Annotated in this window: 34 protein-coding genes; 21 read left to right on the forward strand and 13 right to left on the reverse strand. The window is 67.0% G+C overall.

Features of this window, described 5'->3' with window-relative positions:
- Positions 1–21 precede the first annotated feature (21 nt).
- The gene (locus DEJ31_RS15855) at positions 22–525 is read right to left on the reverse strand and encodes a GNAT family N-acetyltransferase (protein WP_111122352.1); all 504 of its coding nucleotides are present in this window, start codon (positions 523–525) and stop codon (positions 22–24) included.
- Between the two features lie 405 nt (positions 526–930).
- Here DEJ31_RS15855 and DEJ31_RS15860 point away from each other — a divergent pair, with 405 nt between their 5' ends.
- Entirely contained in the window at positions 931–1152 is a 222-nt protein-coding gene (locus tag DEJ31_RS15860) for a hypothetical protein (RefSeq protein ID WP_146243187.1), read from the forward strand.
- 268 nt (positions 1153–1420) lie between these two features.
- Here DEJ31_RS15860 and DEJ31_RS15865 read toward each other — a convergent pair whose 3' ends face one another.
- Positions 1421–1834, reverse strand: coding sequence for a hypothetical protein (locus DEJ31_RS15865; RefSeq protein WP_111122354.1), 414 nt, complete (start codon positions 1832–1834; stop codon positions 1421–1423).
- A gap of 401 nt (positions 1835–2235) precedes the next feature.
- On the opposite strand from DEJ31_RS15865, the gene DEJ31_RS15875 reads away from it, so the two are divergent.
- Genes DEJ31_RS15875 through DEJ31_RS15895 form a run of 7 tightly spaced genes read left to right on the forward strand, consistent with a single transcriptional unit; the run spans position 2236 to position 6214 of the window.
- Complete coding sequence (locus tag DEJ31_RS15875) at positions 2236–2463, forward strand: hypothetical protein (RefSeq protein ID WP_111122356.1); 228 nt, start codon at positions 2236–2238, stop codon at positions 2461–2463.
- Positions 2464–2479: 16 nt separating this feature from the next.
- Entirely contained in the window at positions 2480–3286 is an 807-nt protein-coding gene (locus DEJ31_RS17340) for a hypothetical protein (RefSeq protein ID WP_181433556.1), read from the forward strand.
- 59 nt (positions 3287–3345) lie between these two features.
- Positions 3346–3834 carry a hypothetical protein gene (locus DEJ31_RS17345; protein ID WP_181433557.1) on the forward strand — a complete coding sequence of 163 codons (489 nt, stop codon included), beginning with the start codon at positions 3346–3348 and terminating at the stop codon, positions 3832–3834.
- 2 nt (positions 3835–3836) lie between these two features.
- Complete coding sequence (locus DEJ31_RS17350) at positions 3837–4541, forward strand: alpha/beta fold hydrolase (RefSeq protein ID WP_181433558.1); 705 nt, start codon at positions 3837–3839, stop codon at positions 4539–4541.
- A gap of 24 nt (positions 4542–4565) precedes the next feature.
- Entirely contained in the window at positions 4566–5252 is a 687-nt protein-coding gene (locus DEJ31_RS15885; protein WP_111122357.1) for a hypothetical protein, read from the forward strand.
- 28 nt (positions 5253–5280) lie between these two features.
- The gene (locus DEJ31_RS15890) at positions 5281–5643 is read left to right on the forward strand and encodes a hypothetical protein (RefSeq protein WP_111122358.1); all 363 of its coding nucleotides are present in this window, start codon (positions 5281–5283) and stop codon (positions 5641–5643) included.
- Positions 5636–6214, forward strand: coding sequence for a hypothetical protein (locus tag DEJ31_RS15895; RefSeq protein WP_111122359.1), 579 nt, complete (start codon positions 5636–5638; stop codon positions 6212–6214). The genes DEJ31_RS15890 and DEJ31_RS15895 overlap by 8 nt, the downstream gene beginning before the upstream one ends.
- Positions 6215–6521: 307 nt before the next feature.
- Here DEJ31_RS15895 and DEJ31_RS17355 read toward each other — a convergent pair whose 3' ends face one another.
- Positions 6522–6668: a hypothetical protein gene (locus tag DEJ31_RS17355; RefSeq protein ID WP_181433559.1), complete on the reverse strand. Its 147-nt coding sequence runs from the start codon at positions 6666–6668 to the stop codon at positions 6522–6524.
- Positions 6623–7336, reverse strand: coding sequence for a thioredoxin domain-containing protein (locus DEJ31_RS15900; RefSeq protein WP_111122360.1), 714 nt, complete (start codon positions 7334–7336; stop codon positions 6623–6625). Before DEJ31_RS15900 ends, DEJ31_RS17355 begins: the two co-directional genes overlap by 46 nt.
- Before the next feature lie 200 nt (positions 7337–7536).
- On the opposite strand from DEJ31_RS15900, the gene DEJ31_RS15905 reads away from it, so the two are divergent.
- Positions 7537–10299 carry a DNA methyltransferase gene (locus DEJ31_RS15905; protein WP_111122361.1) on the forward strand — a complete coding sequence of 921 codons (2763 nt, stop codon included), beginning with the start codon at positions 7537–7539 and terminating at the stop codon, positions 10297–10299.
- Positions 10300–10434: 135 nt separating this feature from the next.
- On the opposite strand, the gene DEJ31_RS15910 is transcribed toward DEJ31_RS15905, so the two are convergent.
- Positions 10435–10656, reverse strand: a complete 222-nt coding sequence (locus DEJ31_RS15910; RefSeq protein ID WP_110905259.1) for a DUF2188 domain-containing protein — start codon at positions 10654–10656, stop codon at positions 10435–10437.
- 49 nt (positions 10657–10705) lie between these two features.
- Positions 10706–10867 carry a hypothetical protein gene (locus tag DEJ31_RS17360; protein ID WP_181433560.1) on the reverse strand — a complete coding sequence of 54 codons (162 nt, stop codon included), beginning with the start codon at positions 10865–10867 and terminating at the stop codon, positions 10706–10708.
- 334 nt (positions 10868–11201) lie between these two features.
- Between DEJ31_RS17360 and DEJ31_RS17365 the strand changes: the two genes are divergently transcribed.
- From DEJ31_RS17365 to DEJ31_RS15925, 3 genes are read left to right on the forward strand one after another with little or no spacing between them, the layout of a single operon-like run.
- Positions 11202–11738 (forward strand): hypothetical protein, encoded by a 537-nt coding sequence (locus DEJ31_RS17365; protein ID WP_181433561.1) that lies wholly within the window; start codon positions 11202–11204, stop codon positions 11736–11738.
- Positions 11735–12520, forward strand: coding sequence for a hypothetical protein (locus tag DEJ31_RS15920; protein WP_146243188.1), 786 nt, complete (start codon positions 11735–11737; stop codon positions 12518–12520). The genes DEJ31_RS17365 and DEJ31_RS15920 overlap by 4 nt, the downstream gene beginning before the upstream one ends.
- A 51-nt stretch (positions 12521–12571) precedes the next feature.
- Positions 12572–12985 (forward strand): hypothetical protein, encoded by a 414-nt coding sequence (locus tag DEJ31_RS15925; protein ID WP_111122364.1) that lies wholly within the window; start codon positions 12572–12574, stop codon positions 12983–12985.
- 61 nt (positions 12986–13046) lie between these two features.
- Here DEJ31_RS15925 and DEJ31_RS15930 read toward each other — a convergent pair whose 3' ends face one another.
- From DEJ31_RS15930 to DEJ31_RS15945, 4 genes are all read right to left on the reverse strand, one after another.
- Positions 13047–14510, reverse strand: a complete 1464-nt coding sequence (locus DEJ31_RS15930) for a flotillin family protein (protein ID WP_111122365.1) — start codon at positions 14508–14510, stop codon at positions 13047–13049.
- Between the two features lie 211 nt (positions 14511–14721).
- A complete protein-coding gene (locus tag DEJ31_RS15935; protein WP_111122366.1) occupies positions 14722–14982 on the reverse strand; it encodes a hypothetical protein in 261 nt (86 codons plus the stop codon).
- Between the two features lie 3 nt (positions 14983–14985).
- Positions 14986–15732 (reverse strand): hypothetical protein, encoded by a 747-nt coding sequence (locus DEJ31_RS15940; protein WP_111122367.1) that lies wholly within the window; start codon positions 15730–15732, stop codon positions 14986–14988.
- A gap of 363 nt (positions 15733–16095) precedes the next feature.
- Complete coding sequence (locus DEJ31_RS15945) at positions 16096–16620, reverse strand: hypothetical protein (protein ID WP_111122368.1); 525 nt, start codon at positions 16618–16620, stop codon at positions 16096–16098.
- Positions 16621–16662: 42 nt separating this feature from the next.
- Between DEJ31_RS15945 and DEJ31_RS15950 the strand changes: the two genes are divergently transcribed.
- The 8 genes from DEJ31_RS15950 (at position 16663) to DEJ31_RS15985 (ending at position 20856) form a co-directional block, all read left to right on the forward strand.
- Entirely contained in the window at positions 16663–16893 is a 231-nt protein-coding gene (locus DEJ31_RS15950; protein ID WP_111122369.1) for a hypothetical protein, read from the forward strand.
- Entirely contained in the window at positions 16890–17339 is a 450-nt protein-coding gene (locus DEJ31_RS15955; RefSeq protein WP_111122370.1) for a hypothetical protein, read from the forward strand. The genes DEJ31_RS15950 and DEJ31_RS15955 overlap by 4 nt, the downstream gene beginning before the upstream one ends.
- 321 nt (positions 17340–17660) lie before the next feature.
- On the forward strand, positions 17661–18074 hold the full coding sequence (locus DEJ31_RS15960; protein ID WP_146243189.1) for a hypothetical protein: 414 nt from the start codon (positions 17661–17663) through the stop codon (positions 18072–18074).
- 17 nt (positions 18075–18091) lie between these two features.
- Entirely contained in the window at positions 18092–18433 is a 342-nt protein-coding gene (locus tag DEJ31_RS15965) for a hypothetical protein (protein ID WP_111122372.1), read from the forward strand.
- Between the two features lie 148 nt (positions 18434–18581).
- Complete coding sequence (locus DEJ31_RS15970) at positions 18582–18947, forward strand: hypothetical protein (RefSeq protein ID WP_146243190.1); 366 nt, start codon at positions 18582–18584, stop codon at positions 18945–18947.
- Positions 18944–19498, forward strand: a complete 555-nt coding sequence (locus DEJ31_RS15975; protein WP_146243191.1) for a hypothetical protein — start codon at positions 18944–18946, stop codon at positions 19496–19498. Before DEJ31_RS15970 ends, DEJ31_RS15975 begins: the two co-directional genes overlap by 4 nt.
- 96 nt (positions 19499–19594) lie before the next feature.
- Positions 19595–19990 carry a hypothetical protein gene (locus DEJ31_RS15980; RefSeq protein WP_181433562.1) on the forward strand — a complete coding sequence of 132 codons (396 nt, stop codon included), beginning with the start codon at positions 19595–19597 and terminating at the stop codon, positions 19988–19990.
- A 353-nt stretch (positions 19991–20343) separates the two neighbouring features.
- Positions 20344–20856: a DUF6998 domain-containing protein gene (locus DEJ31_RS15985; protein ID WP_111122376.1), complete on the forward strand. Its 513-nt coding sequence runs from the start codon at positions 20344–20346 to the stop codon at positions 20854–20856.
- 17 nt (positions 20857–20873) lie between these two features.
- On the opposite strand, the gene DEJ31_RS15990 is transcribed toward DEJ31_RS15985, so the two are convergent.
- The gene (locus DEJ31_RS15990; RefSeq protein WP_146243192.1) at positions 20874–21476 is read right to left on the reverse strand and encodes a hypothetical protein; all 603 of its coding nucleotides are present in this window, start codon (positions 21474–21476) and stop codon (positions 20874–20876) included.
- Between the two features lie 559 nt (positions 21477–22035).
- Between DEJ31_RS15990 and DEJ31_RS15995 the strand changes: the two genes are divergently transcribed.
- A complete protein-coding gene (locus DEJ31_RS15995) occupies positions 22036–22383 on the forward strand; it encodes a hypothetical protein (RefSeq protein ID WP_110904589.1) in 348 nt (115 codons plus the stop codon).
- A gap of 58 nt (positions 22384–22441) precedes the next feature.
- Here the strand turns inward: DEJ31_RS15995 and DEJ31_RS16000 are convergent, their stop codons facing one another.
- The gene (locus DEJ31_RS16000; RefSeq protein ID WP_111122378.1) at positions 22442–23167 is read right to left on the reverse strand and encodes a hypothetical protein; all 726 of its coding nucleotides are present in this window, start codon (positions 23165–23167) and stop codon (positions 22442–22444) included.
- 325 nt (positions 23168–23492) lie between these two features.
- The gene (locus DEJ31_RS16010; protein WP_146243193.1) at positions 23493–24545 is read right to left on the reverse strand and encodes a hypothetical protein; all 1053 of its coding nucleotides are present in this window, start codon (positions 24543–24545) and stop codon (positions 23493–23495) included.
- Between the last annotated feature and the right edge of the window lie 763 nt (positions 24546–25308).

A 25308-nucleotide genomic window follows, 5' to 3' on the forward strand; every position in this document is an offset into this window, starting at 1 on the left:
AGCCCACCCGGTAACCGATCGCTAACCGGGACGCTTGTGCGATCTCGGTATGGCATAGCGTCGCAGCTGTGTTTCCCCGCGGAGTTCGGTGGCGAGGAGGGTCGCGTCGTAGTGCTCCAGCGTCCCGATCGAGCCCGCGTTGTCATCGCGACAGACAGCGACCACCGGGTCGATCCCGACGCGAGACGCGTGCGCGAGCACCTGACCCAGCGCCCACGTCGCCACTCCGCGGCCTCGTGCTGACGGGCGGATCCCGTATCCGACATGGCCGAATTGCGGCACGCTCGCATCGCCCGGAGCGCGAAGTGCGATACCTCCGAGGACGCGCCCGTCCTCGACGATCCACCAGAGCGCGCCAGGCCTGGCGTTCAATCGGCCGACCCAAGCCCGGAATCCGTTTTCGCTGTCGACATCGTCGTGTGCGGTGATCCCGAAGCCGTCCTCGTGCAGGCCCGGACCCCACTCGGTGTGGGCCTCGGTCCACGCCTCGTACAGCGCCGTCTGCGGACGCACCAACTCGAGCATGTACAAGTATCACTGCGAAGAGGCTCGGTAAGCGATCGGCAATCAAACGACGAAGCGAAGGGTGATTGGCTGGGTGCGTGACGGCCCCCGAAGTGAGCCTCGTTCACGGCTTGTACCACCAGCCGCAGCACCTGCAGCCACTCCGGGCAACTCTTGAAGAGCGGGGCAGGTCGTGCACGTTCCCCGCCTGCATCGGGGGTCTCTCGCGGCAGATACCGGTTGCGGTACCCGATCGTCTACAGCAGGCATCGAACGTCTCGCCGTCCGCAGGTAACGCGCCTCCACTGCCGGTCCGCGCATAGCCCGGGCATGCGCAAGTTCCTTCCAGCGGTCCGTGAGAACCGCTCGCCAGCGTCGAAGCACCCAGTGACATGTGTGGACTCGTACCGGCTGCACGGTCCGGTGTTGTTCTCTCACCCGGATGTGTTCCGCCCGTCGAAGGCTGGTGTTCCCGCGGTCCTCGTCCGGTACGCCTCCTACGCTTTCATCGCCGCCGGTGGGGGAGTGCTCGCCGTCACAGGTGTCGGCGCCGCACCGGTGCTGCTCATCGGCGGTGGGATGCTGCTGCACGTCGTCGCGGACATCCTGGCCCTGCGACGGTTCACCCGCAGGGCGGGCACCCGATGAGCCGGGAAGCGTTCGACGAACGAACTCGGAAAGCGGGGCTGTGGTCCGCTGCCGCCCTCGGTGTCGGGTCGTTCCTGTCCGCCGTCGCCCCGCTCGTCAGGGCGGCAGCGGGCTCGGTTGTGGTCGTCGCAGCGTTGGCCGCCAGCACTGTGGGGCTTGCGCTCAGCGTGTGGGCGTTCCTGCGGCTGCTTCGAGGACCGCGACGTCAGCGCCGGCGCCGCTGACCATCCCACCGGAGGTCAAGCCCTCAGGGTTGACCGGCGTGCAATCAACCCATCTGGGTTGACGCCGCACGGCGCTGCACCGCGTCGATGCTTCGCCGGACGTCCGCCGGCGACATGTCGGTCTCCGCCGCGATGCGGCTCATCGGGATGCCCGATTCCTGTGCCGCCGCCAGCAGGTCATCCCGCTCATTCAGCAGCGGTTGCAACGTGGCCAGCACCCGCCGAATCTCGTCGAGACGCTGCTGCTGCTCATCGCTCAACGGTCCCCGCCGTGGACCACCGACGCGCGTCAGCAGCTTCGGCGCAACCTGCTGCTCACGGATGACGCGGAGCCGCGCGGCACGGCTCTGCGGTGACATCGACAGTGCCGCGCGCAGCAGCTCCACCTGCTCCGGGGTTGGCATCAGTTGCCCGTCCTCCAGGAGGATGACCTCAGGGCGGGACATCACCGCCAGCACCGCAAGCTGCCCTCGGTTGAGGTTCGCGTCCGACCGACGGCGGCGAAGCGCAGCACCTCAACTCTGCAACGTCTCCTCCCGTGCCGACTGGGGCAGCGGCGCCCGGTCCAACATCTGCCGTGCGTGGACACCGGACCGTGCCTGCAACGCTTGAGTCAGCTGCCCGATAGACGCCCCCGCTGCAGCAGCCACCAACATGGACCTGTCCCGCGCCGCGGTCAACGACTCCAGCTCGTCCGGGTACCCCGGAAGCAGCGGTGCGACGGCGAGGTCCGTCCGCGCTTGACTGACCGCGAGCGCATCCCGTCGCAACGACTCGAGAGCGACGTCGACGTCCACCACCTCAGAAACCACCCGACAACGGTACGCGACGAAGGGCCGGTCGCCGGTACGGTGGAGCGGTGAAGCGCAACCAGGTCGCCATCCCCGTCGCGATGATGTTCGTCGCCATCTCGATGATGTTCAGCACCCTCGGAACGCTCGACTCCCTCGGCGCTCTCCGCGTCGTCTTCTGGGTAGCTGGCCCGATGTTCGCCGTCATCGGACTCGTCCTCGCCTACCAGAACCTCCGACGTATCCGCCGGGACGTCGACACGCACGCTCCTGCCGCCGACGACGACTCCCGCTGACGCACCCCAACCGCTGATGCACCTCCTGCGAGATGCCTCCCGCGGTGCTTGGCTGCTCGGGCGCGTTGGAGCCTGGGCGACAGTCGGAGGGGTCGCTGGCAACGGCTTCGACGCGTACGCCCGTCTGCTGAACCCGCTGGCCGCCCATCACGAGGACCAGACCACCCAGGACCGGTGGGGTGTGCACCCTGACGATGAGCACACCCGGTGGCCGTGGGCGGAGGTCGCTCGTCGCAACAACCGGGTCATGCATCCTCTCATCCAGTGGCGGCGTATCAGCGACGAGGAACAGACGCGGTGGTGGCCGGACGGATGGCGAGTCGACCAGTCGGATGACGGGTGGTTCGACCCGCAGGACCTCTCCGTCCTCACCGAACACCTGCGCGTCGCCACGACGACACCCGAGAACCTGGTCGGCGGAGCATGGGTCGGCACTGGCGAGTACACCGACAGCGAGACGGCCGGTACAGCCCACGGGAACCGCGGAACGTCCGAGGTCCTGGAGTGGCCTGGCCGGGACGTCGTGCTGTTCCCCTCATCCATCGAGGAACTCGCCGACCCCGGATGGGCACAGCGAGCCGTCCCCGGGTGGGCGACGACGAGCCACTACGACCAGGAAGCGCCCCACACGACGTTCATCTGGCCGTCCGACCAGGCATGGGTCGTCGCGTCCGAGGAAGACTGGGACTCCACCATCGTCGCCGGCACGCGCGACCTCATCGACAGGGTCCTCGCCGACGACCGGTTCGAAGCGTACGAGGTCCACGAAGACAGCGACTTGTCGTGGGACGGGGACCACATCAATCTGCCGCGGCCGGCTTAACCACACGGCGGCGTTTCCCCGGTGGCATCCGTCCTCCGCGTGCCCGGTACGATCCGGTCATGGCGCTCACCAGGAACCCGTTGCACATCGGCGCCGGCGGGGAACTCCTCGTCCAGTACCAGCTGCTGAAACTCGGCATCGACTCTGCTCGGATGACCACCGACTCCGGCATCGACCTTGTCGTCTACGCACCCGGCGCGCAGGAAGCGACGACCGTGCAGGTGAAGACCGTCGACCGAGCAACCCCATCGGGTGGCGGGAACGGGAAGATGGCGATCGGGTGGACGTTCCCGCACAGCACCCCGGCGCAGCTGCTGGCGTTCGTGTTCCTCGAACGGGACGTCGTCTGGCTGTTCACCCGCGGGCAAGCCCGCGCCACCGCACAGCAGCACACCGAGAAGGGCAACCGCCGCCTGTACTGGTACACGGACCCCACCGTCCGGAAACACCACGACGGCTCCCCGCTCATCGAAACGGACGTCGACCAGTACCTCCTCGAACGCCAGGCGCCGATTCTGTTCCCTGGAGCGAGTGCCGCATCGAGTTGAGCATGCTGCCCGTCGTCTTCCTCCACGCGTCGAACCGCACCTTCGAACAGGCATGGCCGGTCGCCGCCGTCCTGGCTAGCGCTACCGCAGCAGTGATGCCCGGGTACGCCCCGGACGAGGAGGCGCAACCGTTCAGTCAGGACCGCTGGGAGGAACAACTCCTCGATGCGTGCGGGGACGGCGCCATCGTCGTCGCGCACTCCTTCGGCGGCCCAGTCGCGATGCGAGCCGCCGCACGGGCCCCGGAGCGGGTACTCGGACTCATCCTGCTGGAACCAGCCGCGTACGCGCTTGCAGCCGACCATCCAGCAGTCGCCGACCACATCTCCCGCGTGCAGCCCGTCCTCGACCGGGCAGCGACCATGTCGCCGACGGAGTTCATCGCAGCGTTCCAGGAAGCGGTCACCGGCACTCCGGCAACCACCCCGAGCGAGACTGACGTCCTCGCCGCCAGCCGGCAGCAGCGGCTTCCCGGGCCGTGGACGCTCGACACACCACGCCGGACCGGCGTGCCCACCCTCGTCATCACCGGCGGCTGGAACGCCGAGTACGAAGCCATCGCCGACGCTATGACTGACGTCGAACATGTCATCCTTGTCGGTCACGGCCACCGGCCGCAGGACCACCCGGACCTGGTCGCCATCGCACGGGACTTCATCGAACGGGTCACGCAGACGGGTGCGGCGTCCGCGCATACCCCTGCGTGACGGCCTGAGGGACGAGGAGCCACCATGACCACCTACCGCGACGAGCACGCCCGCCAACACCTGAATGAGCACCACTTGGACATGCCGCCCGGGTTCGACGACGGCCCCGCGCCGACGATGTCGCCGGTGGTCTACTGGTACCTCTCGATGGCGCTCCTTTGCACACCGCGCCCGGTGCAGGACCAGCTGATATGGCAGCAGCAGCTGCGGCACCTCACCAACCACACCGCCGACGGCCTCGACGAAGACCGCTGGGACATCCTCGACGACTGGCTCGGCCGCGCGTTCAAGGACATCAGCGCCGCCCTCCCGGCTGACCTCGCGAAGACGGTCCGGACCGCCGCCCGTCTCCGCACCCTCGACAGCATCGAAGCAGCACGTGAAGCAGTGCAGCAGTCGGACGAGTACCGCGAAGAAGCAGCAGCCGGCGAAGAGACCGGAGCCATCACATCGCTGTACTGGGCGCTCGACGGGTGGGCACTGTTCACCAGCCAGTACGAACGCCCCGCAGCCGACCGTCACCCGGAACTCCTCCGCCCAGCCGCCTCCGCCGCTGTCGAACTGCTGCCGCTGCGTGCGACGTCGGACCTGAACTACGGCGTCCAGGACCTGCTCGGCTCCCTCGGACACCCGAAGAGCAACCCGAAGCGGTCCGACGGTCGCCGCTCCGCGAAGAACCCCCGCTTCCCCGGCCACAACTACCCCTACTGAAGCAGTAGCCTGCCCAACGGGGGAGAGCATGAACGACGACCAGCGCACCATCGCGGCGATGAACAGCGACCGGCACACCTACCGGGTCATCGCACGCATCGGTTTCATCCTCGCGCCCGCGATGTTCTTCCTGCCACTCATCTACCCAATGGTCACCGGGGAGTGGCACGCAATGCCCATCATTTGCATGACCGCCGCGTGGGCCGTGCTCGTGTCCGCGTGCTCCTTCGCCGTGATGGCACACGCGAGACCCGGCGGCCACCCGTGGGTGCACCAGACGTGGGCAGCGCCCGTCGCAGTACTCGCGATGGTGCCGGGCGGCCTCGCTGCGCTCCTTCTGTACGGGTCACTGATCGCCCTCACCACCACGGGAGAACCCACCCTTGTATGACTCCGCTGACGCCGCCGCTGACCTCCGCCAAGCGGCGGCCGCCTGGTCCGGCTCCTTCGACGGCCGCACCTCGTTCACCCTCCCCGCCTCCGCCGCACTCGGCACCGTCCACCGGTGGGAGGCGACGTTCGGCATCGACGACGACGACCAGCAGCGAACCCTCACCGCCGTCACCGCGTCCGGGCACCTCGTCCACGCGCCGACGTCGCAGCGGGACCTGCTGCTTACCATCGCAGGTGACGGCGACGCGACCTCGTTCGCAGCGACCATCCGAGACCTCAGCCTCAGCGGTGCTGACCGTGCCGCGCTGCTGTTCGCAGGCATCGACGGCGGCGACATCCTCCACCTCGACACGCTCATCGCTCTCGCCGCAGGTGACGTCACCGCAGCCGCCGCTGTCCGCGCCGTCATCGACGACCTGTCCGGCGCCACGGCGACACTGCTGCTCACCCGCCCCGCCTGGTGGACCATCGGCGGCGACGACATCGCCTACGCAGCCGCCACCGAAGCCGGCCTCGAACAGTGGGGCAACACCGACGTGTGGACGTACTTCGGCGGAGGAGACGAGTGACCGCCCGGTCACTGCGGCAGGGGTCGAGTTGACCCCGGAAAGTCGCCGCACCGTCATCCTCGTCGCCTGCATCATCGCCGTACTCGTCGGGCTCACCGCCGTGATGGTGGCGATGACCGGCGGGCTCTAGGGTCCCTCGACAGACCTGAACCGGCAGAGGCCGTCGCGGCTGATTCTGCCGAAGTCACCGGGGAGCGTACGCTGACCCGCCTCGATGCTGCACCACCGGGGGTCGGCGAGGAAGTCCACCCCAGCGAGGCCCGAGCCCCGTCATGGCGCGACACAGACCGCTCTGGCACACGCAGCGTCAGTCGGCGTCTTCGATGGAGCGGATGAAGTCGCGGCCGCCGTTCCACCGCTTCCCGTTGATGAGTGCCGTGGGGGTGCCGAAGCCGCCGCTGGCGGGGTTCACCAGTGCCTTGTCGGTGAGGGCCTTCGCCGTGTACTTCTCCACCCAGCCGCGGAACGTCTCATCGCGAATGCACGAGTCGAGTGCGCTCCCGGTGGCACCCCGAGGTGGACGAGCTCGAGGATTCGGGACGTGGTGAGCCCGCGGGTGCCTTCCTCCGGCTGGTTGTCGTACATCTGCTGCTGTACGTCGAGGAACGACGACGGGGAGTGGTCGGCGACGCACGCGGCAGCGTTCGCCGCCCGGGACGAGAACCGGGACCCGAGGTAGGACCGGTCGAGGATGGCGACCGGGTGCACGGCGAGCGTCGCCTGCTCCGACTCGACGAGGGTCTGCACGTCCGCAGATGTCGCCGTCTCGAACTGCTTGCAGACCGGGCAGGACCAGTCGATGTACAGGTCCACCTTCGCCGGCTTCACCGCCGACGGGGCGACCGTCGTGGTCGGATGCTTCACCGTCGGTGTGAGCGCCCCGTCCTCCCCGTGGAACGAGATGGCTCCAGCGGTGGTGTTCGCCGGCGCTGTGCCGGCCGGCGCCGGTGCGTTCACCGACGACACGATGATGAGCGTGACGCCAGCGGCGGTGAGGATGCCGGCGCCGACGCCACCCTGCAGGAACCACCGGTTCCGCCGCTGCCGACGCTTCACCTGCTCCCGGTTCGCACGAGCGTGCTCCCGCGCCTGCTCACGGCGCTGCTTCTTCGTCTCACCCATGCTGGGCCCTCCCTGTCGTCTCCGGCAGGTGCAGAAGCGCACCCACGGTCGCGCCGTCTATGCAGGAACGCAGATGCTGGCCTGTCCGGACGCGCGGGAGCGTCCCCGCTGGTCGGTAGGGTCGACACGAGCAGAGCGGGGGAGCGGCCATAGACGGCAGCTCAGTAGCCCTCGACTCGCGGTGCAGGAAAGGCGTCGGGGTGGCGACCAGGTCTCTCAACGAGATTCGCAAGCAAGCCAGCAAGTTCGTCTCCGAGTGGAAGAACGAGGTAGGCGAGGAACGGCAGCAGGCGCAGTCGTTCGTCCGCGACCTCCTCGCCGTCTACGGCATCACCGAGACGAAAGCCGCCTCCTACGAGAAGCGTGCGAAGCGTTCAACGACCGGCGGCGGTGGCTACATCGACGCGTTGGTTCCCGGCCTTGCCCTCGTGGAGATGAAATCCTCCGGCAAGAACCTCGAAGACGCCGAACGGCAAGCACTCGACTACATCGACGACCTCACCGACGCGGAAGCACCCCGGTGGGTCATCACAAGCGACTTTCACCGGTTCCGAGTACTCGACCTCCACGACCGCACCGACAACGCCGTGGCGGAGTTCACCCTCCTCGAGCTTCCCGTCGAAGCGGAGAAGCTCGCGTTCCTCGCCGGCTACCAGGTGCGCTCCTTCGGGTCCGCGGAACAGGAGACAGCGTCTATCAAGGCGGCACGCATCATGGCGTCGCTGTACGAGACGTTGGAGAAGTCCGGCTACCCAGACCATGAAGCGTCCGTGTTCCTCGTCCGCGTGCTCTTCGCGATGTACGCGGACGACTCCGGTCTCTGGGACCGCGACCTGTTCATGGAGTTCATCGAGGACCGCACTCGGGAAGACGGGTCCGACCTCGGGCCGCAGATCGCGATGTTCTTCCAAGTGCTGAACCAGCGCACGCACCACGCGAACCTCGACGAATACCTGAACCGGCTCCCGTACGCCAACGGTGGAGTGTTCGGCGAGTCCATCAGCATTCCGTCGTTCGACTCCGAGATGCGCGGCAAGCTCCTCGATGCGTGCCACTTCAACTGGTCCACCATCAGCCCCGCCATCTTCGGCTCCCTGTTCCAAGCCGTGAAGGACAAAGCGGCCAGGCGGAAGCTCGGTGAGCATTACACGACCGAGACGAACATCCTCAAGACCCTCGGCCCGCTGTTCCTCGACGAGCTCCGTGCCCAATTCGCACACGAGCAGCACTCCATCCAAGGGCTGAAGAAGCTGCGGAAGCACCTCGGCGAACTTCGAGTGATGGACCCAGCGGCGGGAGTGGCGAACTTCCTCGTCGTCGCCTACAGGGAACTTCGTGCCCTCGACCTCGCCATCCTCATCCGTCTCCGCGAACTCGGCGACACCAGCGAACTCCCACAGATGTTCTTCACTCGCGACGACCTCGTCGTCCGCTTAGAGCACTTCGCCGGCATCGAAATCGAAGAGTGGCCGGCGCGCATCGGGTCCACAGCGCTGCACCTCGTCGACCATCAGGCGAACCAGGCAATGGAACTCGAACTCGGCATGGCCCCCGAGTCTCTGCCGCTCGACACCATCACCACCATCCACGTCGCGAACTCGCTCCACACCGACTGGACCAAGGTCCTCCCGCCGACGTCGAACACCATCATCGTCGGCAACCCACCCTTCCTCGGGCACGCAACCCGCAACGACGAGCAGGCAGCGGACCTACGGCAGGTCTGGAACCGTGACGACATCGGCCGGCTCGACTACGTCACCGCCTGGTACAAGAAAGCCATCGACTACTTCGGGACGGTGCCCGGACGATTCGCTTTCGTCTCAACCAACTCGATAGTGCAAGGTGAACCCGTCCCCGCTCTGTTCCGACCGATCTTCGACGCAGGATGGCGGATCCGATTCGCCCACCGCACATTCGCCTGGTCCTCGGAAGCGCCCGGTGCTGCTGGCGTGCACTGCGTCATCATCGGGTTCGACCGAGGCGGCCGGTCCACCCCGGCACCGACGCTGTTCCTCTACGACGACCTCAAAGGTGAGCCACGTGCGGAAGTTGGCCGCAGCATCAACGGCTACCTCATCGACGGGGCGAACGCGCTCGTTGAACAGCGGCGCACACCCATTGCGCCTCAACTCGCTGCAGCGACGATGGGCAGTATGCCGCGTGACGGCGGCAACCTCATCGTCAACGCAGACGAGTACGACGAAGTGGCGTCCGACCCAGCAGCAGCGAAGTACCTCCAGCGGTACGTCATGGGGGACGAGCTCATCAACAACATCGACCGGTGGTGCCTCTGGCTCGTAGACCTCGATCCGAGAGACGTCACCCACTCCGCAGTCCTACGGAAGCGGCTCGCGGCGGTGCGCGACCTCCGAGAGCAATCGAAGGCGGCGTCCACCCGAAAGATGGCGGACACGCCGCACCTCTTCGGGCAACGATCCCAGCCCGCGACGGCGTACCTCGCCATCCCCAAGGTGTTCAGCGAACGACGCAAGTGGGCCACCGGAGCTCGCCTAGACGCGAACGTCATCGCTGGCGACAACGTCTACAAGGTGGACGACCCCGACGGGCTTGCCTTCGCCATCCTGTCCTCGAGCATGTTCATCACCTGGCAGAAGTCCGTCGGCGGCCGCCTGGAAAGCCGCCTGCGGTTCTCCAACACCCTCGTCTGGAACACTGTCCCACTGCCTCTCCTCAACGACACGACCCGTGCGGCGGTCATCGCCGCCGGCGCGAAGGTCCTCGCTGCACGAGATCTCCGACCGGAACGCTCCCTCGCCGAGCACTACAACCCGCTCGCAATGGAACCTGCGCTCCTCGCTGCTCACAACGCTCTCGACCGAGCGGTGGACAAGGCTTTCGGCGCGAGGACGGCGATGACGTCCGAGGCGGACCGACAGCGAGTCCTGTTCCAGCGGTACGCGGAGCTCACCTCAGCAGGGCAACCGACGGACCCGAAGAAGTAGCGCCTCCCTAACAGCACGTCTAGCGCCGGGGCGATTAGACCCCCGTAGCGGGTGGCCACGGTCCCCGCTGTCCGAGCTCTCGTGCCGTGCGGTGATGCTCCACCCGAGCGTGGAGGGGTCCGTGGGCCGCTGCTCTCAGCCGGGAATGTTCCGTGGGTCGTGGCCGTACGTGCTCCGTTCACTGATGCGGCCGTCGAGGTTCCGGATGAAGTGCTCCACCTTGTCCGCCTTCGCCCGTTCCCGACCGAGATGCACCGCGTCATCCTTCGTCGCAGCGGCACCGAACACCTCATCGGTGCCTTCGACCTTGCTCTGCCACGTGCCGTCCTGGTGGTACGTCTCAATGTCTCCTCGCATGCCCCGAACGTACGACCAGTCGGGCAGCAGGATCCTCAGGACGCCGCGGTCAGCAGGTTGGTTCGCTGAGGAAGTCCTCGTATCGGATGTCTGCGTTGACCGGCGTCATCTCGAGACGAGCGGCGACCATCGCTTGAATCTCGGCCGGGGAGTGCATCCCGTGGCGGTGCCACAGGCGGGGGTTCATCGGGTCGGTGATGTCGGCGGCCATGAGACCTGCCCTTCGAGAAGCGCCACGCTTCGATGGTGCCGAACCGTTCCCGCTGTGCCAGCGCACCGCATGTCGCAGCGCTCATCGTGACGACGGGAGTCAGTACCAGTCCGACCATTCGACGGTACGACGGGTCGCCACCGCGGCCAAGTGAACTTCCGCTTCGGAGTCCACTGAACGCAGCCGCCGCATCCCCTAGCGTGGATGAAGACCGAGGGGGAGCGATGCTGAACACGCACGACCGGGCCGGATGCGAACGGCAGGAGCTGTGGCGCTGGGCGGAGATGGGGCGGCATCTCCACGGCGCCGACGGCACCTGCGGGGAGGCCCGGGCGTGAGCCGGCTCAGTGAGTGGTGGAAGCGGGCGAACGCGAAGCCGAAGCCAACCGTCTGGGATTCCGGCCGCGCCACCATTCCGTACCCGGGGCTCAGCCGCCGCGACCTCGCAGCGTTCGGCAGATGCGAGACGTACCTCCTCCGCGAAATCGTCGACGCTCGCTCCTGGGGTCGGCAGGTAGACAGCCGCGGTGTCGCGTTCCCAACCAACGGGTGGCTCATCATGCCCGGCCGGGTCTACTCGGCGCTCATGGACGACACAAAAGGCTCAGGCCCGAAACGCGCTGTCATGGACACCGTCGTCGCCTGGCTCGCCGACGCCGGAGCTCTCACACGACTGCCGGAACGCACACGGGCTGACATCGCGAAATCGAACGTCGCCGAACGGCTCCGCGACTACGCCGGCTACATCCCCGACGACGGCACCCGCCACTGGGACAACGACATGTGGCAGGTCAACCCCGAACAGATGCTCGTCGTGTACCCGCACCTCGCCGACGCGAACATCGACTGGAAGCGAGCAGCCAGCGAATGACCGCGAATCAGTACGACCCGCCAACTGCTGCCGTGCTCAACGTCGTCGCCGACGAATGGGTGGCACAGCTGGCAGCGTCCGTCGGGATTGCCCGTCCTCAGATACATCCGCTGCTCGAGGTCGGCGACACTGTCCCACCCCATGTGGACGAGTTCGACGTCGGGTACAAGTCCGTGGATACGTGGCACGGCGGGAACCCTGGTCCCGCACTGTCCACCGTCCGGCAGGCACTCATCGACGCCAACGCCATCTGCAGGCTTCGACCCTCCGCCACCGCAGCCCTTGAACGACGCGACGTCCGATGGGCCGTGCACCACAACATCCGACTGCCGAAGCCGCTGTCCGAACATCGCATCTGGGAGGTGACCAACGCCGACCGATTCGAAGGAACCATCAGCCGGTTCCTCCAGTACCCGCAACCACTGGATGCGGACGTCCGTGACCGCATCACCGACTGGGCGGCACGGCCGGAGACGAACGCCGGCGCACCGGAGCGCGGAAGACTCCCCGACGACTTCATAGCGCAGCACCGCGGGCTCATGGACGACAACCAGCTGTCCACCGTGACCGACGTCGGATTCAGGCGCTGGTCCACCCAGAGACACACAAGCATGCGCACCGACTTCACGGAGCAGATGTGGCGGTGGCTCAACGCCGAAGGGGCGCTCCGGGAACTCAGCCAGGAGGAACGCGTCCTGCTCGGACCCACCCCGGTCGGCACCCGCGTTTGGGACCGAGTCCGGCTTGCCGCCGAGCTTCCGGAACTCACCCGCGCCGATTAGCCGTCCGCGCATACTGACAGCGACCACACTCCGGCAGGAACGAGACACCCCATGGCCAGCATCGACGACCGCATCACCATCATCAAGGCCGTCCGAGCCAACCTCGGCATCAGCCTCACCCAGGGCAAGGACATCGTCGACGCTGCCTACCGGGCCGGCCTCGGCACGTACACCGCAACGCAGCGACACATCGAAGAGGCGGTCGCCGACCTCGTCTCCGGCGGCAAGGTCTCCGACGTGACAGCGCTGCTCCTGCGGCTCGTCCCGACTCCGGACGACCAGCACGGCGAGTCGGCAGTTTGGGTCAACCCCACCGATGTTGCCCAGCGCGCCGTGCAGGCGTGGCTCGACGCGGCCGGCGCCGATGACAGCACCGTCATCCCGTACCCGAACGGCAAACCCGGGTCCACCCTCACCATCAGCGACCTCCGCCGCAGCCAGCGCGCAGCGGCGTTCGCGGGGTGAACGCCGAACCGGCCGCCCACTCCGAAGGGTGAACGGCCGGTTCTGTTGTGACGGTGCTGCGTCAGATCGTGTCTTCGAACGTCGCGGAGGCGATGCCGGCCGTGTGCGCCGGCGGGAACCCGGCGTTCACGTCTGCCGTCTCTGCGCCGTGCAGCGCCTCCTCGTGGGCGGCACCCGCGGCGCGGCCGATGGCGCTGGACTTCACCACGTCGGAGAGCTTGAACCCGACGGTGCTGGCCAGCACCGAGTCGAGCTCCGTGAACTGGCCGACGGTCTGCTTCGTCAGCGCCGTCGCACCGTCGGTCGAGATGACCGTCATGTTGTCCACCGCGGCGAGCGGGGCCGCGAGCTCACGGGCGATGGCGGGGAGCGTCTCCAGCACCTTCAGGTGCAGCAGTGCTTCCGACTGTTCCGACAGTGCTTCCGCCTGCGCCTTCGTAGCGGTCGCCTCCGCGAGACCGCGCGCTTCGATGGCCTTCGCCTCCGCTGCACCCTCAGCCTCAACAGCCTCCGCTGCGAGTCGACGTCGCTGTGTCTCCGCCTCTGCGGTGCGGATGGCGGCCTCAGCGGCAGCCTCTGAGTCGAGCTTGGTCTTCTGCGCGTTCGCCTCGGCGACCGCGGTGACCTCGGATTCCAGCTGGGCACGACGCAGCTCCGCGCGGCGCTGAGCGGTGATCTGCTCCTCCGCAACGACCGCCTGGTTCGCCTTCGCCGATGCGAGCGGGCCGGCAGCGGCAGCCTCAGCAGCGGCACGGTCGGAGTCGAGCTGCAGCGCGGCACGGCGGATGGCGAGCTTGTTCTCCGCCTCGGCGATGGCCTGGTCGGCGGTCGCGCGAGCTTCCTTCGCCTCACGGTCGGCCTGCGCCTCCGCGTTCTCCGCCTCGAGGCGGACGCGGGCGCGCTCAGCACGGCCGAGGTCGCTGATGTACTCGTTGCGGTCAGCGATGCCCTTGATCTCGAACGAGTCGACGTCCAGACCCTGCGACGACAGGGCATCCTTCGCCACGTCGAGAACCGCGGTGGTCAGGTCGTCGCGCTTACGGATGATGGTGGACACGTCCGTTGCACCGATGGATGCACGGAGGGAGCCGGAGAGGACCTCGCGGGCGAAGTCGTCGATCTTCTTCTCCTGTCCGACGAACCGCTGCGCTGCTTTCCGGATGGAGTCCTCCGACTCACCGACCTTCACCAGTGCGACGGCCTCGACGTCGATGGTGACGCCCTTGGAGTCCTGCGCGTTGACGTTGATGTCGATGGCGCGCGAGGACAGGGAGAGCTTCGACACCTTCTCGAAGAACGGCTTCACGAACACGCCGGCGCCGTGGACGACCTTGATGCCGGACTTCACGTTCGACGTGCCGTCAGCGCCGGTGACGGTCTTCGACCGCTTGCCGGTGATGATGAGCGCTTCGTCGGCGCCGGCGTTGCGGTAGAGACGCTTCACGGCGATGAAGAAGATGACGAGCAGCACGACGGCTACGACGATGAGGACGGGGATGAGTCCCAGTCCGAGGAGAACACCCATGCGGGGTCCTTTCGGGTGCTGGCGCGACGTCGGGGTGCCGCGCGGCGGTGAACCCCGACGGCTGCCGGGGTCACCCGTCCCTGTGCCACGGGCCCGCCGCCGGCTGGGCACACAAGAAAACTGGCGCCCCTTCCATCCGGAAGCAGACGCCAGTCGTGTTGTCGAGGACGCTACCTGACAGCCCCGGACGGGCCAAGCGTCGCCGGCGTGTCTACGACTCGTCCCACGCTTCGACGACGACGTCGGCGCGCAGCATCAGCGGTTCCTCCGCACCGAGCGTTGCCGCAGCCGGGGCGGACGCGAAAGTGTCTGCGGGGAACGTCCATCGGAACGGGTAGCCGTCACCACGGTGCTTGGTCGCGTTCACCTCAGCGGCGAGGGCGAGCAGCGGTGCGATGTCGGCACGCCGCCAGGACGCGGCTGGGGTGGATGGGCCGACGCTGCGGACGGTGACGGTGAAGCCGAAAGCCATCGGTCAGTCCTCCGGCAGGGTGCGAACCCAGTGTTCGAACGTCACGGCATCCTCGTCGGCGATGACTGCGGCCGGGCGGGAATCGTTCGCTGCATCGATGAGCACAAGGGTGTCATCTGACAGACCGGCTGTCGCCTCGCCGATGATGGAGTCGGAGGCTGCTACGCCGACGCGAGTGATGAACGTCAAGGGCTGTCCAGGGATGGACTCCACCGTGCCCATCTCGTTGTCGAAGAAGCCTGCGAGTTCGGAGACACGGAACCGGGTGGCGCCGGCCCGGGTTGTGATGGTGACCGCGGGGACCGTGCGGCGCCCGAACGTGTGGGTGGTGGGCTCCGCTGTGACATCGGACCCTGACCACGGGCGTACTTCCGCCGGCGACACCTTCTCCACCTTCGACGGCTTGGCCTTCTTGGGGAACGCAGCCGTCACCGTGATACCGCCGGCCATGACGGCCATGAACCATGCCGGACCGGAGACGACCTTCGTCCAGAGCAGGACCCAGAAGATGACGAGCCATCCGGCCATCGTCAGGTTCGACAGCCACTTCGAGTCCCGCCGTGCACCGAGGAACCACAACCCGGATCCGTACGCGAGCCCGGCCGCCGTCGGCAGCCAGAACGCCACCGGATTGTGACCCAACACCTGCCGGTGCAGGACGGCCGAGGCGATGACTGCGATGACGGCGATGGCCCCGAGGAGGTACCGGTTGGCGCGGCGGTCTCGTTCCCGGGCGGTGAGTGTGGCCATCGATGGTCCCCCTGTGATGCGTGGCGTGCTTGTCGCATAGGCAGATGCGGCACGACGTCCGAAATCCCGTTCAACGCTATCCAGTCAAGCAGAACCCTGGGGTCTGCTTCCGGTCTGCTCGCCCCATCCCCGACTCCGGTAAGCCACCCACATCCCAGTGTTTGCAAGGGGAGTAGGGGGTCCAGGGCTCTCTTTACTTACTTACTTACATCTTGAGTAGATACAAGTGAAGAAGAAGAGGACATACCTGGGCTCCTACACCTCAACTATGTATTACCCATAGCTCTATAGCGCGTACTCCGCGCACCGCGTGAAGTCAGGGGAGCCGACACAGAAAGCCCCGGTCAGGTGTGACTTCCGAGGTCATTCCACCGGTGAAGCGGAGGAGAGCGACCGGAACGCTGCCACGTCTATGCCCGAGGCGACGTACCTAGCCCAGGGACCGTCAGACGTCTCAGGCATCGCCCGAGCGAAACCTGCCGACGTCAGCCGCCTGTCGTCCTCCTGCGTCACCACCGCTGCACCGGCGCGCCGGTGCAGCTCCGCCGCGAACGTCGCCGGCGTCCACTCATCCGCACGGGCCAGCAGGTCCGACACCAGCAGCACCCGCGGCTCCAGATGCTCGAGCACCAGGCCACCGGACTGCCCGGAACGGACCCGCGCAATCGCCGCAGGCGACCACGGGTACGCATTCGGATACTTCGACCTGAGCAGCGGCCGCGGCAACCGAGGCTGCTCCCACAAGAACCACAGCGCCTCCCGCAACACCCGGGCTCGAGCCGCCGGCCGATTCGTCATCCGCGCCAACCCGACCGTGACAGTCAGCAGATGCTCCGCGTCGTCGAGGTCCGACGACAGCGCGCGAGGACGTCCAGGCTCAGGCAGCATCAACGCCGACGGTACAGCCCATCCGCCGCATACCCTGGGTCCATGACCGCACGACGCCCCATCACCATCACCGGTGCCGTCTTCGCGGCCATCGCCGGAGCGATCTCCGGCACCGGCTGGGCCATCCTCCTCATCTCAGCGGCGCTTGGGGGCAGTTTCCCGTTCGGCGCTGCGTTCCTGGTGTTCGGCGGGGTGCCCTTCCTCCTCGTCGGCGTGACGCTCCTCCTCGTCGCTGCATCGCAGCACCGCCGGCCGCGCACAACCTCAGCATGACGAACCCCACACGGAACAAGGACGCCGGGATCCCCGGCAACGGCGGACAGTTCGCCGGCAGCCAGCACACCGAAGCTGCCACGGAGCCGCTCCGCGAGTACGTCCCGTCCAAGAACGTCGACGTCCTCGTCGCCGCTTCGCAGGCAGCCCGCGCCCGGGTCGCCGCCGGGAAGCCGTCGTGGGGTGAACGGATCCCCGCGAAGGCCATCTGGCAGGACGAGACGACGACCTGGGACCAGAAGCGGGACAAGTTCGTCACCGCGGTGAAGGCGTCGAAGTGGTACGCCGGGCAAGAGGAGTTCTCCGAGCAGTCGGCGACACCCTCCGCGCGTCGATGCTCGCCCGACAGGCAGTACGCGACCACCACGCGCCGACCGCGAACGCGTTCCTCCACTGGGCCCGCCGGCGGTATGCGATCAGTTCCTGACCCGACGTCCGCCGCATAGCACCGAACGGACGAACACCCACCGCTCTGACTCACGAGTCTGACTGGCGGATGGGCCCGTGGTGTCGCAACGGCAGCCCCGGGCCGTCCACGCAACGACTGGCGAGACGGCGACCTTCACAGGCGTGACCCTCCAGCCGGTCGGGTGTCCCGAGTTCATGCTGCGGCCCTCGGGGCGCCGTCCACCCACTTCAACAGCAAGGAGCCCCCTGTGACCTACCTGCCCGGCACTGTCGCCGCCCGCACTGATACGTCCGGCCTCGAGGTTCTGCTCCGCACGAACATTCGGGACCGTGAGACTCGCGGTCACCGGGGATGGTGGTTGTCGAGCCGTGACGAGGACGGCACGTTCCCCGTCTCGAACGACCGGTTCGGGGAGCTGCTCCTATGGGAGCAGGACCGCGCCGCGACCATCGTCGTCATGAACGACGCCGGGACGACCCGCACCGCCGTCCCCGACTTCCCTGACGTCCGCGCGATCGCCGACCAGCACGACGATGACGACGAGGGGGATGCCGCCGTCGACCGAGCGCTGCAGGACCGGCGAGATGCGTTCACCGCCGCCGTCCACACCGACGTCATCGGGTCTGTCGTCGTTGTCCTCGACACTGCCGACGGTTTCGCGGTCGGCGCCGGCCGGTACACCGAGGACGGGTGGGTGACGACGATGAACTCCTACGGCGGGCAGCCGGCGGACATCATCGGACTCACCGTCCTCCTCGCACCCGCCGAGTAGGACGAAAGCATCGCCTGATGGTCGCGAACCACAACACCGTGCAGTCCGTCATGGGGAAGCGACCGCTCATCGTGCACCCGGACTGGCCCATCCCGGAGATGCCAGCACGGCTCACGGAGCGTGAGCTTGAGGACCTGCCCTGGGGGACCACGTTCATCGCTGTCGCCGGTGAGGACGAGGAGACCCGGCGGGAGATGGGGGAGGTGCGGCTCATCGTCGTACCCGTCATCGACTCGTCGAACCCCGACCCGTTCATTGACCAGTACGGCACCCGACTCCGCCTCACCGACATCGACGTCGCGAGCATCCGCGACGTCGCCGGCCCGCCACCAGTCCGGCCGCTCGCGGGATTCAGCTGATGGCGGAATGCCGGGAACGGTGGCTCATCCACGACGACGAGCTCTAGGACGACGCGTGCGTGTGCGAGCGGGAAGCGAACCACATCAGCGTCCACATCTGCGGCGACTGCCACAGCGTGCTCACCAGCACCGGAGAGGTCGTCCGGTGGTGACCAACCTCGAGCATGCCCTCACCCAGACCGCCGACGTCTCCGCGTACCCCGACCTCGGTGCTGAGACTCGCTCCCGGTTTGAGACGCTGCTCCGCGCCATCATCACCGACGACGACTACACGCCGACAGTCACCTCGGACGGGGACGGCTTCATCGTGCAGTGGATGGCCGACCGACGGTACCTCTACGTCGAGGTGTACTCCGACGGCGAATGGGCGCTGTTCGAAACCGCCGACGATGGCAGCATCGTCATCAACGAAGCCGGCGACGGCCTCCCCAACCTTGACCGGGTCCGAGAACGCATCACCGCGCTCACCGCTCACGTGACAGCGGTCCTCGCAAGCCGGGACGCCCCACGATGACGGGGTCGCCGAACGGCCTGCGCCCACGCCATGATCAGCACGTGCATCCTTCCCGCCGCCGCCCGGTCGCCGCGCTCATCCCGGTCATCGCCGGAACCATCGCTCTCACAGGCTGCAGCAGCCACGAGGACGCCGTACCGAAGAACTACGGACACCAATGGATGTCGCAGATGTCATCACAGCTCCCCAGCGACTTCGGCGGCGTAGGCGGCCGACTCGTCCTCGGAGACGACAACCCGAAGAAGGCAACCGCCAGCATCTCCCTGCAGTACGACCTCGAGGGCCCGTACGACATCCTCGCCGTCTGCCGGTCAACAGAAACCGTGCACCTCACCATCCACGCATTCACCGCCACGAAAGACGGCAGCGGACAGTCCCTCGACACGAAGGAACGACTCGGCGAAGCCGACATCAACTGCGGCACCACCACGCGCATCCCTATCGACGTACCTCGGGGCCGCAACGGCATCACCCTCGACGCCTCCACCGATGACCGGTCCGAACGCACCCTGTTCGAGACGTCCGTTGTCACCCGCGGCGCGAAAGTGTAACGCGCAGTAGCTCCAGCGGCGACGGACACCAGCGACTCCACGTACGCTCAAGAGGCAAGCGAGGGGGACGCGATGCCGAACAGCTGGACGGCGGCCGTGGCGCTCGCCGCGGCGACACTGCTGACGGCGACCGGCTGCTCGTCCTCGTTCTTCGAACCGATGGCGGATTCAGTCGGAACGTGGACGCTTTCACCAGATGGCGGCAGCACCATCGTGATGCGGGATGACCACACCTTCACCGCTGAGGGCATACCGCAGAGCGTCGCTTGCGCGCGGGTTCCCGTCGTGGGCATCCCAGCCGAGTGCAGCACCGGCAGCCTGCCGGTGGACTTCTCCGGCTCGTGGGATCTTGAGGAAGGGAACACCATCGTGGTCGTCTTCGAGACCGACAACAGATGGGTGATGAGCGGCATCCGCAGCGGGAAGACCCTCGGCTTCTGGGTCGGCGACCGAGAACGACCCGACCCGACGTACAAGTACATCCACGATTGAGCCGCCCCGTACCTTGACGGCATGCCCGCTTCGCAGGCGCCAAACGCTACAGAGTGCTCTGTCCGGGAGCTCCTCGCCAGCTACACCGCCACCCCTGAAGAGCGGCTGGTGGCATAGCCCTGATGAGCGGCTGGTGGCATAGCCCTGACACGGCCGCCATCACATCGTCCGCACCGCCCGCCCCACAGCATCGAGGGCTCGGGCGGTTCTCATCCCGAATCGTGTCGTGGTGGAACTCCCCGACTTACGCCGCCACCAAGATCGAGGCGGCGTTCGAGGACCTGCGGAGCGGCGCGTCAACCAAGACGAGCAAGCGGTGAAGCAGCGTCAGCGCTTCCCCGTACCCTGACCGCATGCCCGCCCCGCAGCCGCCGTTCGATGCCGCTTCGATGTCGGTCCGGGAGCTCCTCGCCTCCTACGTCGCCATCCTCAACGAGCTCGAGACCCGTCACATCATCCGCACCCGGAACTCACCGCTCGGCGACCTCGCTGAGACCCTGGCGCAGCGGATGTACGGCGGGACGCTGCAGAAGAACTCCGGGAAGAGCTTCGACCTCCTCGCCGAAGACGGCCAACGAGTTCAGGTGAAAGCCCGCGCCGTCATCCCCGGGAAACCCGCCGGTGCGTTCTCCGCACTCCGCACCTGGGACTTCGAACTCGGCCTGTTCATCCTCCTCGACGCGACCACCTACGACATCCTCTGGGCCCGTGAACTCACCCCCGAGAGCGCAGAACCACTCGGCTACAAGTACGGGTACACGAACTCCACAACCATCGCCGTACGGAAAGTCGCCACCGTCGGCCGAGACGTCACCGATGCTCTAACCGCCGCGTACGACCGCATCGACGAACCCGCCGGCGACTAGCCAGCACGAGCCGAGGGTCACCCGAGGGCTTCCCTCAAAGCTTCCGTGTCATGAGCGCCGGGAGGTCCGGCGTACCCGGACTGCTTGACGACGATGAGGTCCTGCCCCGACGGCAACGGGAACACGTGCGCGCTGCGCCCACCGGACCGCCACGAGACCTGTAACTCACGGCCGGGAGCGGTACCCACAGCAGCTCCGGATGTGAGCCACGGAGCGCCGAACGCGAACACCTGCGCCACGTCACATTCAGCCAAGGGCTCCCACACGAACTCCGCCAGAACCTCCGGTGTGGGCTGCATCGAGCCGGTCACCTTGATGCTGTGCCACGGGAACAGTTCGACGTACAGCAGGTCCGCCGGTGTCACGTCGGCGGCGAGGAACCTGGACGCGAAAGCTGCCCGGCTCCGGTGGTAGCGGTTCCGGCCGTGCGTTCCCTCCCACGCCTCTGACGTGTACGGCGCCGACGACGCCCACTCGGTGTAGCCCACACGTTCGACGGTGTCGGTAAACACTCCGCCTGTGCCTTGGAACGTCAGGTCTGCCCCACCGGGATTCAGCCCCAACATCACCATGGCCGGGTCCCGGCCAAGTGCGAACGGACCGATGAATGGCTCCGGCATAGCGTCAGCTTGGACCGCACCGTCGCCGCGCCCCGAGTACGCCGCCTGCCACTGTCGCAGCCGAACATCCAGCGGGGAGCTGTCCAACCAGCCGCGAACCGCTTCGTCCCAAAACGCTGTCACCCGCTGCCGCGCCGACACCCCATCACCCATACCCGGCAGCCTTCCACCACGGCGCACCGGATCGCACACCGCTTCGCCGGAGAAAACCGCCCCTAACGGACTCTGCGCATAGACAGTGGGTGCTGGACATCACAGACCAGAAGCGGCCGGCAGCAAGCCGCAGTGTCACACCCCACACGGTCAGCAGCCCCACGGGTGCGATAGTCGGACGGGCCTGCCTCAACGGGCTTATCGACACGCAGGAGGAAGCGGACGCGCTCACTGTGGTCCACGAACGGCTGCTGCGGATGATGATCGTCAATCGGCACCTCGCCTACATCAGCGGCGCACCCACCGGCCGGACTCCGACCAGGCGCCGCACTCCCGGCACGTCTTCGGCAGCGAGGCGCCGGACCCGGAGAACGTCGCGAACCTCCCTCACGAGACGCTGCTGCAGTTGGCTGCGTACATCGGCCGGCAGGACCGGAAGCACGCCATCATCGAAGGGTTCATCTGGGTCGACTCGTACGACCAGACCCTCGAGGAGCGAGAGTGCGACTGCGGCTGCCAGGACGACGAGGAGACCGACGTCGACATCTTCCGCCGCGACGCCGACGAGTTCTTGGTAAAGATCCGGGAGGAACACGAGTCGTTCATGCCCGGCTACATCGCCAGCGTCCGCGCGTTCATCGACTTCGACTTCCACCTCGACGTCCGCCGGAACGGCTACATCATGGGCCGTGACGCGGACAAGGTCCTCGCGTTCCTGCAGGAGGCGCATGCAGCCGGCGTCGTCTTCGCCTGAACCTGAGACGAGCAGTTCTCCCGCGACCTGCCAATTGGTGCGCTGTAAGTCTGAACTATCAACGACCCCAGGAGTTGATGCGCGCTGCAAACTCCCACGCCTGCCGCTCAAGGGGCGACGGGAACGGCACCACGATGGTTTCGTCGGGGGTAGCGATCGTGAGATACCGCTTGGACGTGTCCTTCTTCATGCCGGACCCGGCGACCGCACCAACAACAGCGCCCGTGCCTCCGACGAGCAGACCACCGACGAGCGCACCACCGAGCGTCCGCCCGGTCGAGGAGCGTTGCGATACCGTGCCGTCCACCGTCGCGGTTGCGCCTTCCATACGCCACCGGCGAGACCCGTGCGCGAGCTTGCTGCCCTCGAAGTAGTACCCCTGAAAGGCGCCGGCGGGTGCGATGAGACGGCGTTCCGGCTGGTTCTCGCTCTCTCGACGCGCTTGCTCCTTTTGCTCCTGACGCCACTGCACGTCGTCCGTGGTCAGGTCCGTATAGGGGACACCCGTCGCGTTGGAAACCGCGTCCGCAAATGCCTCGCCGGAACCATCGCGGTTGAATCGGAACGTCAGCCCGTCCCGTCTCGGCTCGGGGGTGCGTGACCAGCCCTTAGCGCGCACACGGAGTTGGTGGTCCTCGTACTCGAGGTACTCCACCTTCGCCAGTGGTATCCGCACGCCCTTGGTCATCTTGGCGCTGCGGACGCTGAACGCAAACCTGAACTCGATGTGGTCATCGGTGAGGGTCGCGGTCCCGTCACGGCCTTTCAGTTCCATGGCGCTCATGCTGCCAAGGGGCAACGCCAGACGTCCAGCCCCAGAAGGGGCTCGGTGGCAGAACGAGGACAAGCGGCCCGCGCTCATTCAACGGGTGAAGCGGTCAGTGTCCGCTGCGCTTAAATCTCAGCTACCGATCGCAGACCTACGCCGTCGTCTCCTGGGTCGGCTACCACGATCTGCCGCATCCGGTCGGCGACCTCGGCTGGGTTCGGCGCTTGGACGGGTTGCGTGGTCGGGAACTTGCCGAGTGGGACGGTGGCGATGCCGCGGAGGGCGTCGAGTTGGCGTTGGCGAAGCTGGCGTTCCTGCCTCGAAGCCATGTCGAGTCCCATTAGTCCGGGAGCTGGTGAATCAGGTCGTAGTAGACATCGGCCTGGAAGTGAATACGGCCGCGGACCTGGTTGGCGAGGTCGACCTCGTGGTAGCGGTGCATGAGAGTGGCTGCGGTGATGGTGTTGTCGGTGATGCCGCCGGCGGGGAAGTTCGAGGTGGCGAAGATGGTGTCGTCTTCGGGGACGGCGACGGTGAACTTCGGCCGCGCCGGTCCGTCTTTCGGAGGGACGGCGGGTGTGAACCCGAGAGCAGCCATGTCGGGCATTGTGCGAGTGAACGCGACACGGGTTCGTCCTGACTCGACTTTGCCGTCCCGTCCGAGATACGGCAATCCCGGGAACGGGGTCATTGCTGCCCATGCGCCGGAGACGAGTGCTCCGGCGTCGATGAGGAGACGTGCTTGCTCTTCCACGGTGCCGGGGTGGTGCCAGCTGGTGGCGATGCCGCCGGGCCCGTTGTAGGTCATCGCCCAGTCGGCGAGAGCGAACATGTCCACCGCTTCCCAACCGATGTCGACGTGCCGGACTGCGTCGCCGAGGATGGTGAGCGCGTCACCGATCCGTCCGACGCTCATGCCTGTGCGGGCCGCGATTTGGTCGATGCGGCCGCTCGCCACGGGAAGGGTGCGCGCGACAGCGAACACCGCGTACCGGTCGACGCCGCGCATCTGAAACGCGCGCTCCCCGGCGATCTGTCGGCCGTCCTCCCACACCTGTGAGCCGTTGACGAGCAGCACGTTCGGCGAGGCGCGGGCGATTTCGACCATCGTTCGTGGGGCGACGTATGAGGACTTGGGTACGAGCAGCAGTTCCGGCTCGTTGGGATCAACTCCGGGTTGACGGCGGAGGGATGCTGCCGGTGCCACGCGGGCGCGGCGACCGTCGGCGAGACGGACCGTGTCGAATGTCTCGACGGTGGCCGGGAGACCTGCGTGTTCGAGGGCGACGAGCGCGGGAGTGACGTCGACGGGCCAAGTGGACCATTGGCCCAGGTCAAGGATGTCCGTCCGCTGCTGAGCTCGACTCCACCATTCATCGTTCGTGTTGCTCATCAGATCCTCTTCGAAATCGGGGCGGGTCACCGTGTTCCGCCCTGATATGCGCGGAGGAAGATGGTGTCTTCGATGCTGCCGCCAGCACCAACGACGAACCGCACCCCGTCATGCGACCCTGGCGATCACGCCCGACGAAGTTCCTGCCACGGACCGATGAAAGCCTCGGCTGTCCGCGCATAGGCGTCGTGCTGCCGATGTTCGGCCGCCGTGAGGAAAGGAACAGCTATGAAGATCGCTGCCGGAACCGTTGTGGCTGCGAGCAAGGACCATGGTGGGACGAGTCGGACGTTCGTGCCTGGCGGGTGCCGTGGAATCGTCACGAGTGGCGGAGGCTGGTCACTCCAAGTCCGCTGGGAGGGTCTCGCGTATTCGCAGCCGCGTATCGCGACGAGGTGATCTGACCCAGACGATCCCAGCTGGTGGGTCGGCTGATGCTGGTCGGCCGACCCACCACCGTCACACGGCTCGCGATCGATTCAGCGCTGCACCGAGGCGTCGCCCGTTCGCGTTGTCGGCTTGAAGCGACGCGGAGAAGTCCGCGACCCAGTTCTCGCCGTCCGGGCGCGGGATTCGCATCTCGTTCCCGACGTAGTACGTCGAGTCCGGAAGCGGGACGACGTTGATGATGTAGTACAGCGACTGTCGAGGGCTGTTCCGCCCCGGGTTTAGTGGAGGCTCGGTAGTGCCGCTTCGACGGTAGTCGGAGCGGGGTTGTGACGGTAATGGCCTTGCTCGAACTCGACCGGCGGGACCATGCCGA

This window comes from Curtobacterium sp. MCPF17_031 (genome assembly GCF_003234035.1).
Classification (GTDB): domain Bacteria; phylum Actinomycetota; class Actinomycetes; order Actinomycetales; family Microbacteriaceae; genus Curtobacterium.

Bases quoted from the DNA above. Each gene is read 5' to 3' on its own strand.
- DEJ31_RS15940 (WP_111122367.1), bottom strand. From the start codon at position 15,732: ATGGCCACACTCACCGCCCGGGAACGAGACCGCCGCGCCAACCGGTAC.
- DEJ31_RS15925 (WP_111122364.1), top strand. From the start codon at position 12,572: ATGGCCAGCATCGACGACCGCATCACCATCATCAAGGCCGTCCGAGCC.
- DEJ31_RS16000 (WP_111122378.1), bottom strand. From the start codon at position 23,167: ATGAGCGCCATGGAACTGAAAGGCCGTGACGGGACCGCGACCCTCACC.
- DEJ31_RS15890 (WP_111122358.1), top strand. From the start codon at position 5,281: ATGAACGACGACCAGCGCACCATCGCGGCGATGAACAGCGACCGGCAC.
- DEJ31_RS15885 (WP_111122357.1), top strand. From the start codon at position 4,566: ATGACCACCTACCGCGACGAGCACGCCCGCCAACACCTGAATGAGCAC.
- DEJ31_RS15950 (WP_111122369.1), top strand. From the start codon at position 16,663: ATGACCGCACGACGCCCCATCACCATCACCGGTGCCGTCTTCGCGGCC.
- DEJ31_RS15965 (WP_111122372.1), top strand. From the start codon at position 18,092: ATGGTCGCGAACCACAACACCGTGCAGTCCGTCATGGGGAAGCGACCG.
- DEJ31_RS15930 (WP_111122365.1), bottom strand. From the start codon at position 14,510: ATGGGTGTTCTCCTCGGACTGGGACTCATCCCCGTCCTCATCGTCGTA.
- DEJ31_RS15900 (WP_111122360.1), bottom strand. From the start codon at position 7,336: ATGGGTGAGACGAAGAAGCAGCGCCGTGAGCAGGCGCGGGAGCACGCT.
- DEJ31_RS15855 (WP_111122352.1), bottom strand. From the start codon at position 525: ATGCTCGAGTTGGTGCGTCCGCAGACGGCGCTGTACGAGGCGTGGACC.
- DEJ31_RS15920 (WP_146243188.1), top strand. From the start codon at position 11,735: ATGACCGCGAATCAGTACGACCCGCCAACTGCTGCCGTGCTCAACGTC.
- DEJ31_RS15975 (WP_146243191.1), top strand. From the start codon at position 18,944: ATGACGGGGTCGCCGAACGGCCTGCGCCCACGCCATGATCAGCACGTG.
- DEJ31_RS15990 (WP_146243192.1), bottom strand. From the start codon at position 21,476: ATGCCGGAGCCATTCATCGGTCCGTTCGCACTTGGCCGGGACCCGGCC.
- DEJ31_RS15935 (WP_111122366.1), bottom strand. From the start codon at position 14,982: ATGGCTTTCGGCTTCACCGTCACCGTCCGCAGCGTCGGCCCATCCACC.
- DEJ31_RS15955 (WP_111122370.1), top strand. From the start codon at position 16,890: ATGACGAACCCCACACGGAACAAGGACGCCGGGATCCCCGGCAACGGC.
- DEJ31_RS17345 (WP_181433557.1), top strand. From the start codon at position 3,346: ATGGCGCTCACCAGGAACCCGTTGCACATCGGCGCCGGCGGGGAACTC.
- DEJ31_RS17350 (WP_181433558.1), top strand. From the start codon at position 3,837: ATGCTGCCCGTCGTCTTCCTCCACGCGTCGAACCGCACCTTCGAACAG.
- DEJ31_RS16010 (WP_146243193.1), bottom strand. From the start codon at position 24,545: ATGAGCAACACGAACGATGAATGGTGGAGTCGAGCTCAGCAGCGGACG.
- DEJ31_RS17360 (WP_181433560.1), bottom strand. From the start codon at position 10,867: ATGGCCGCCGACATCACCGACCCGATGAACCCCCGCCTGTGGCACCGC.
- DEJ31_RS15910 (WP_110905259.1), bottom strand. From the start codon at position 10,656: ATGCGAGGAGACATTGAGACGTACCACCAGGACGGCACGTGGCAGAGC.
- DEJ31_RS15945 (WP_111122368.1), bottom strand. From the start codon at position 16,620: ATGCTGCCTGAGCCTGGACGTCCTCGCGCGCTGTCGTCGGACCTCGAC.
- DEJ31_RS17340 (WP_181433556.1), top strand. From the start codon at position 2,480: ATGCACCTCCTGCGAGATGCCTCCCGCGGTGCTTGGCTGCTCGGGCGC.
- DEJ31_RS15985 (WP_111122376.1), top strand. From the start codon at position 20,344: ATGCCCGCCCCGCAGCCGCCGTTCGATGCCGCTTCGATGTCGGTCCGG.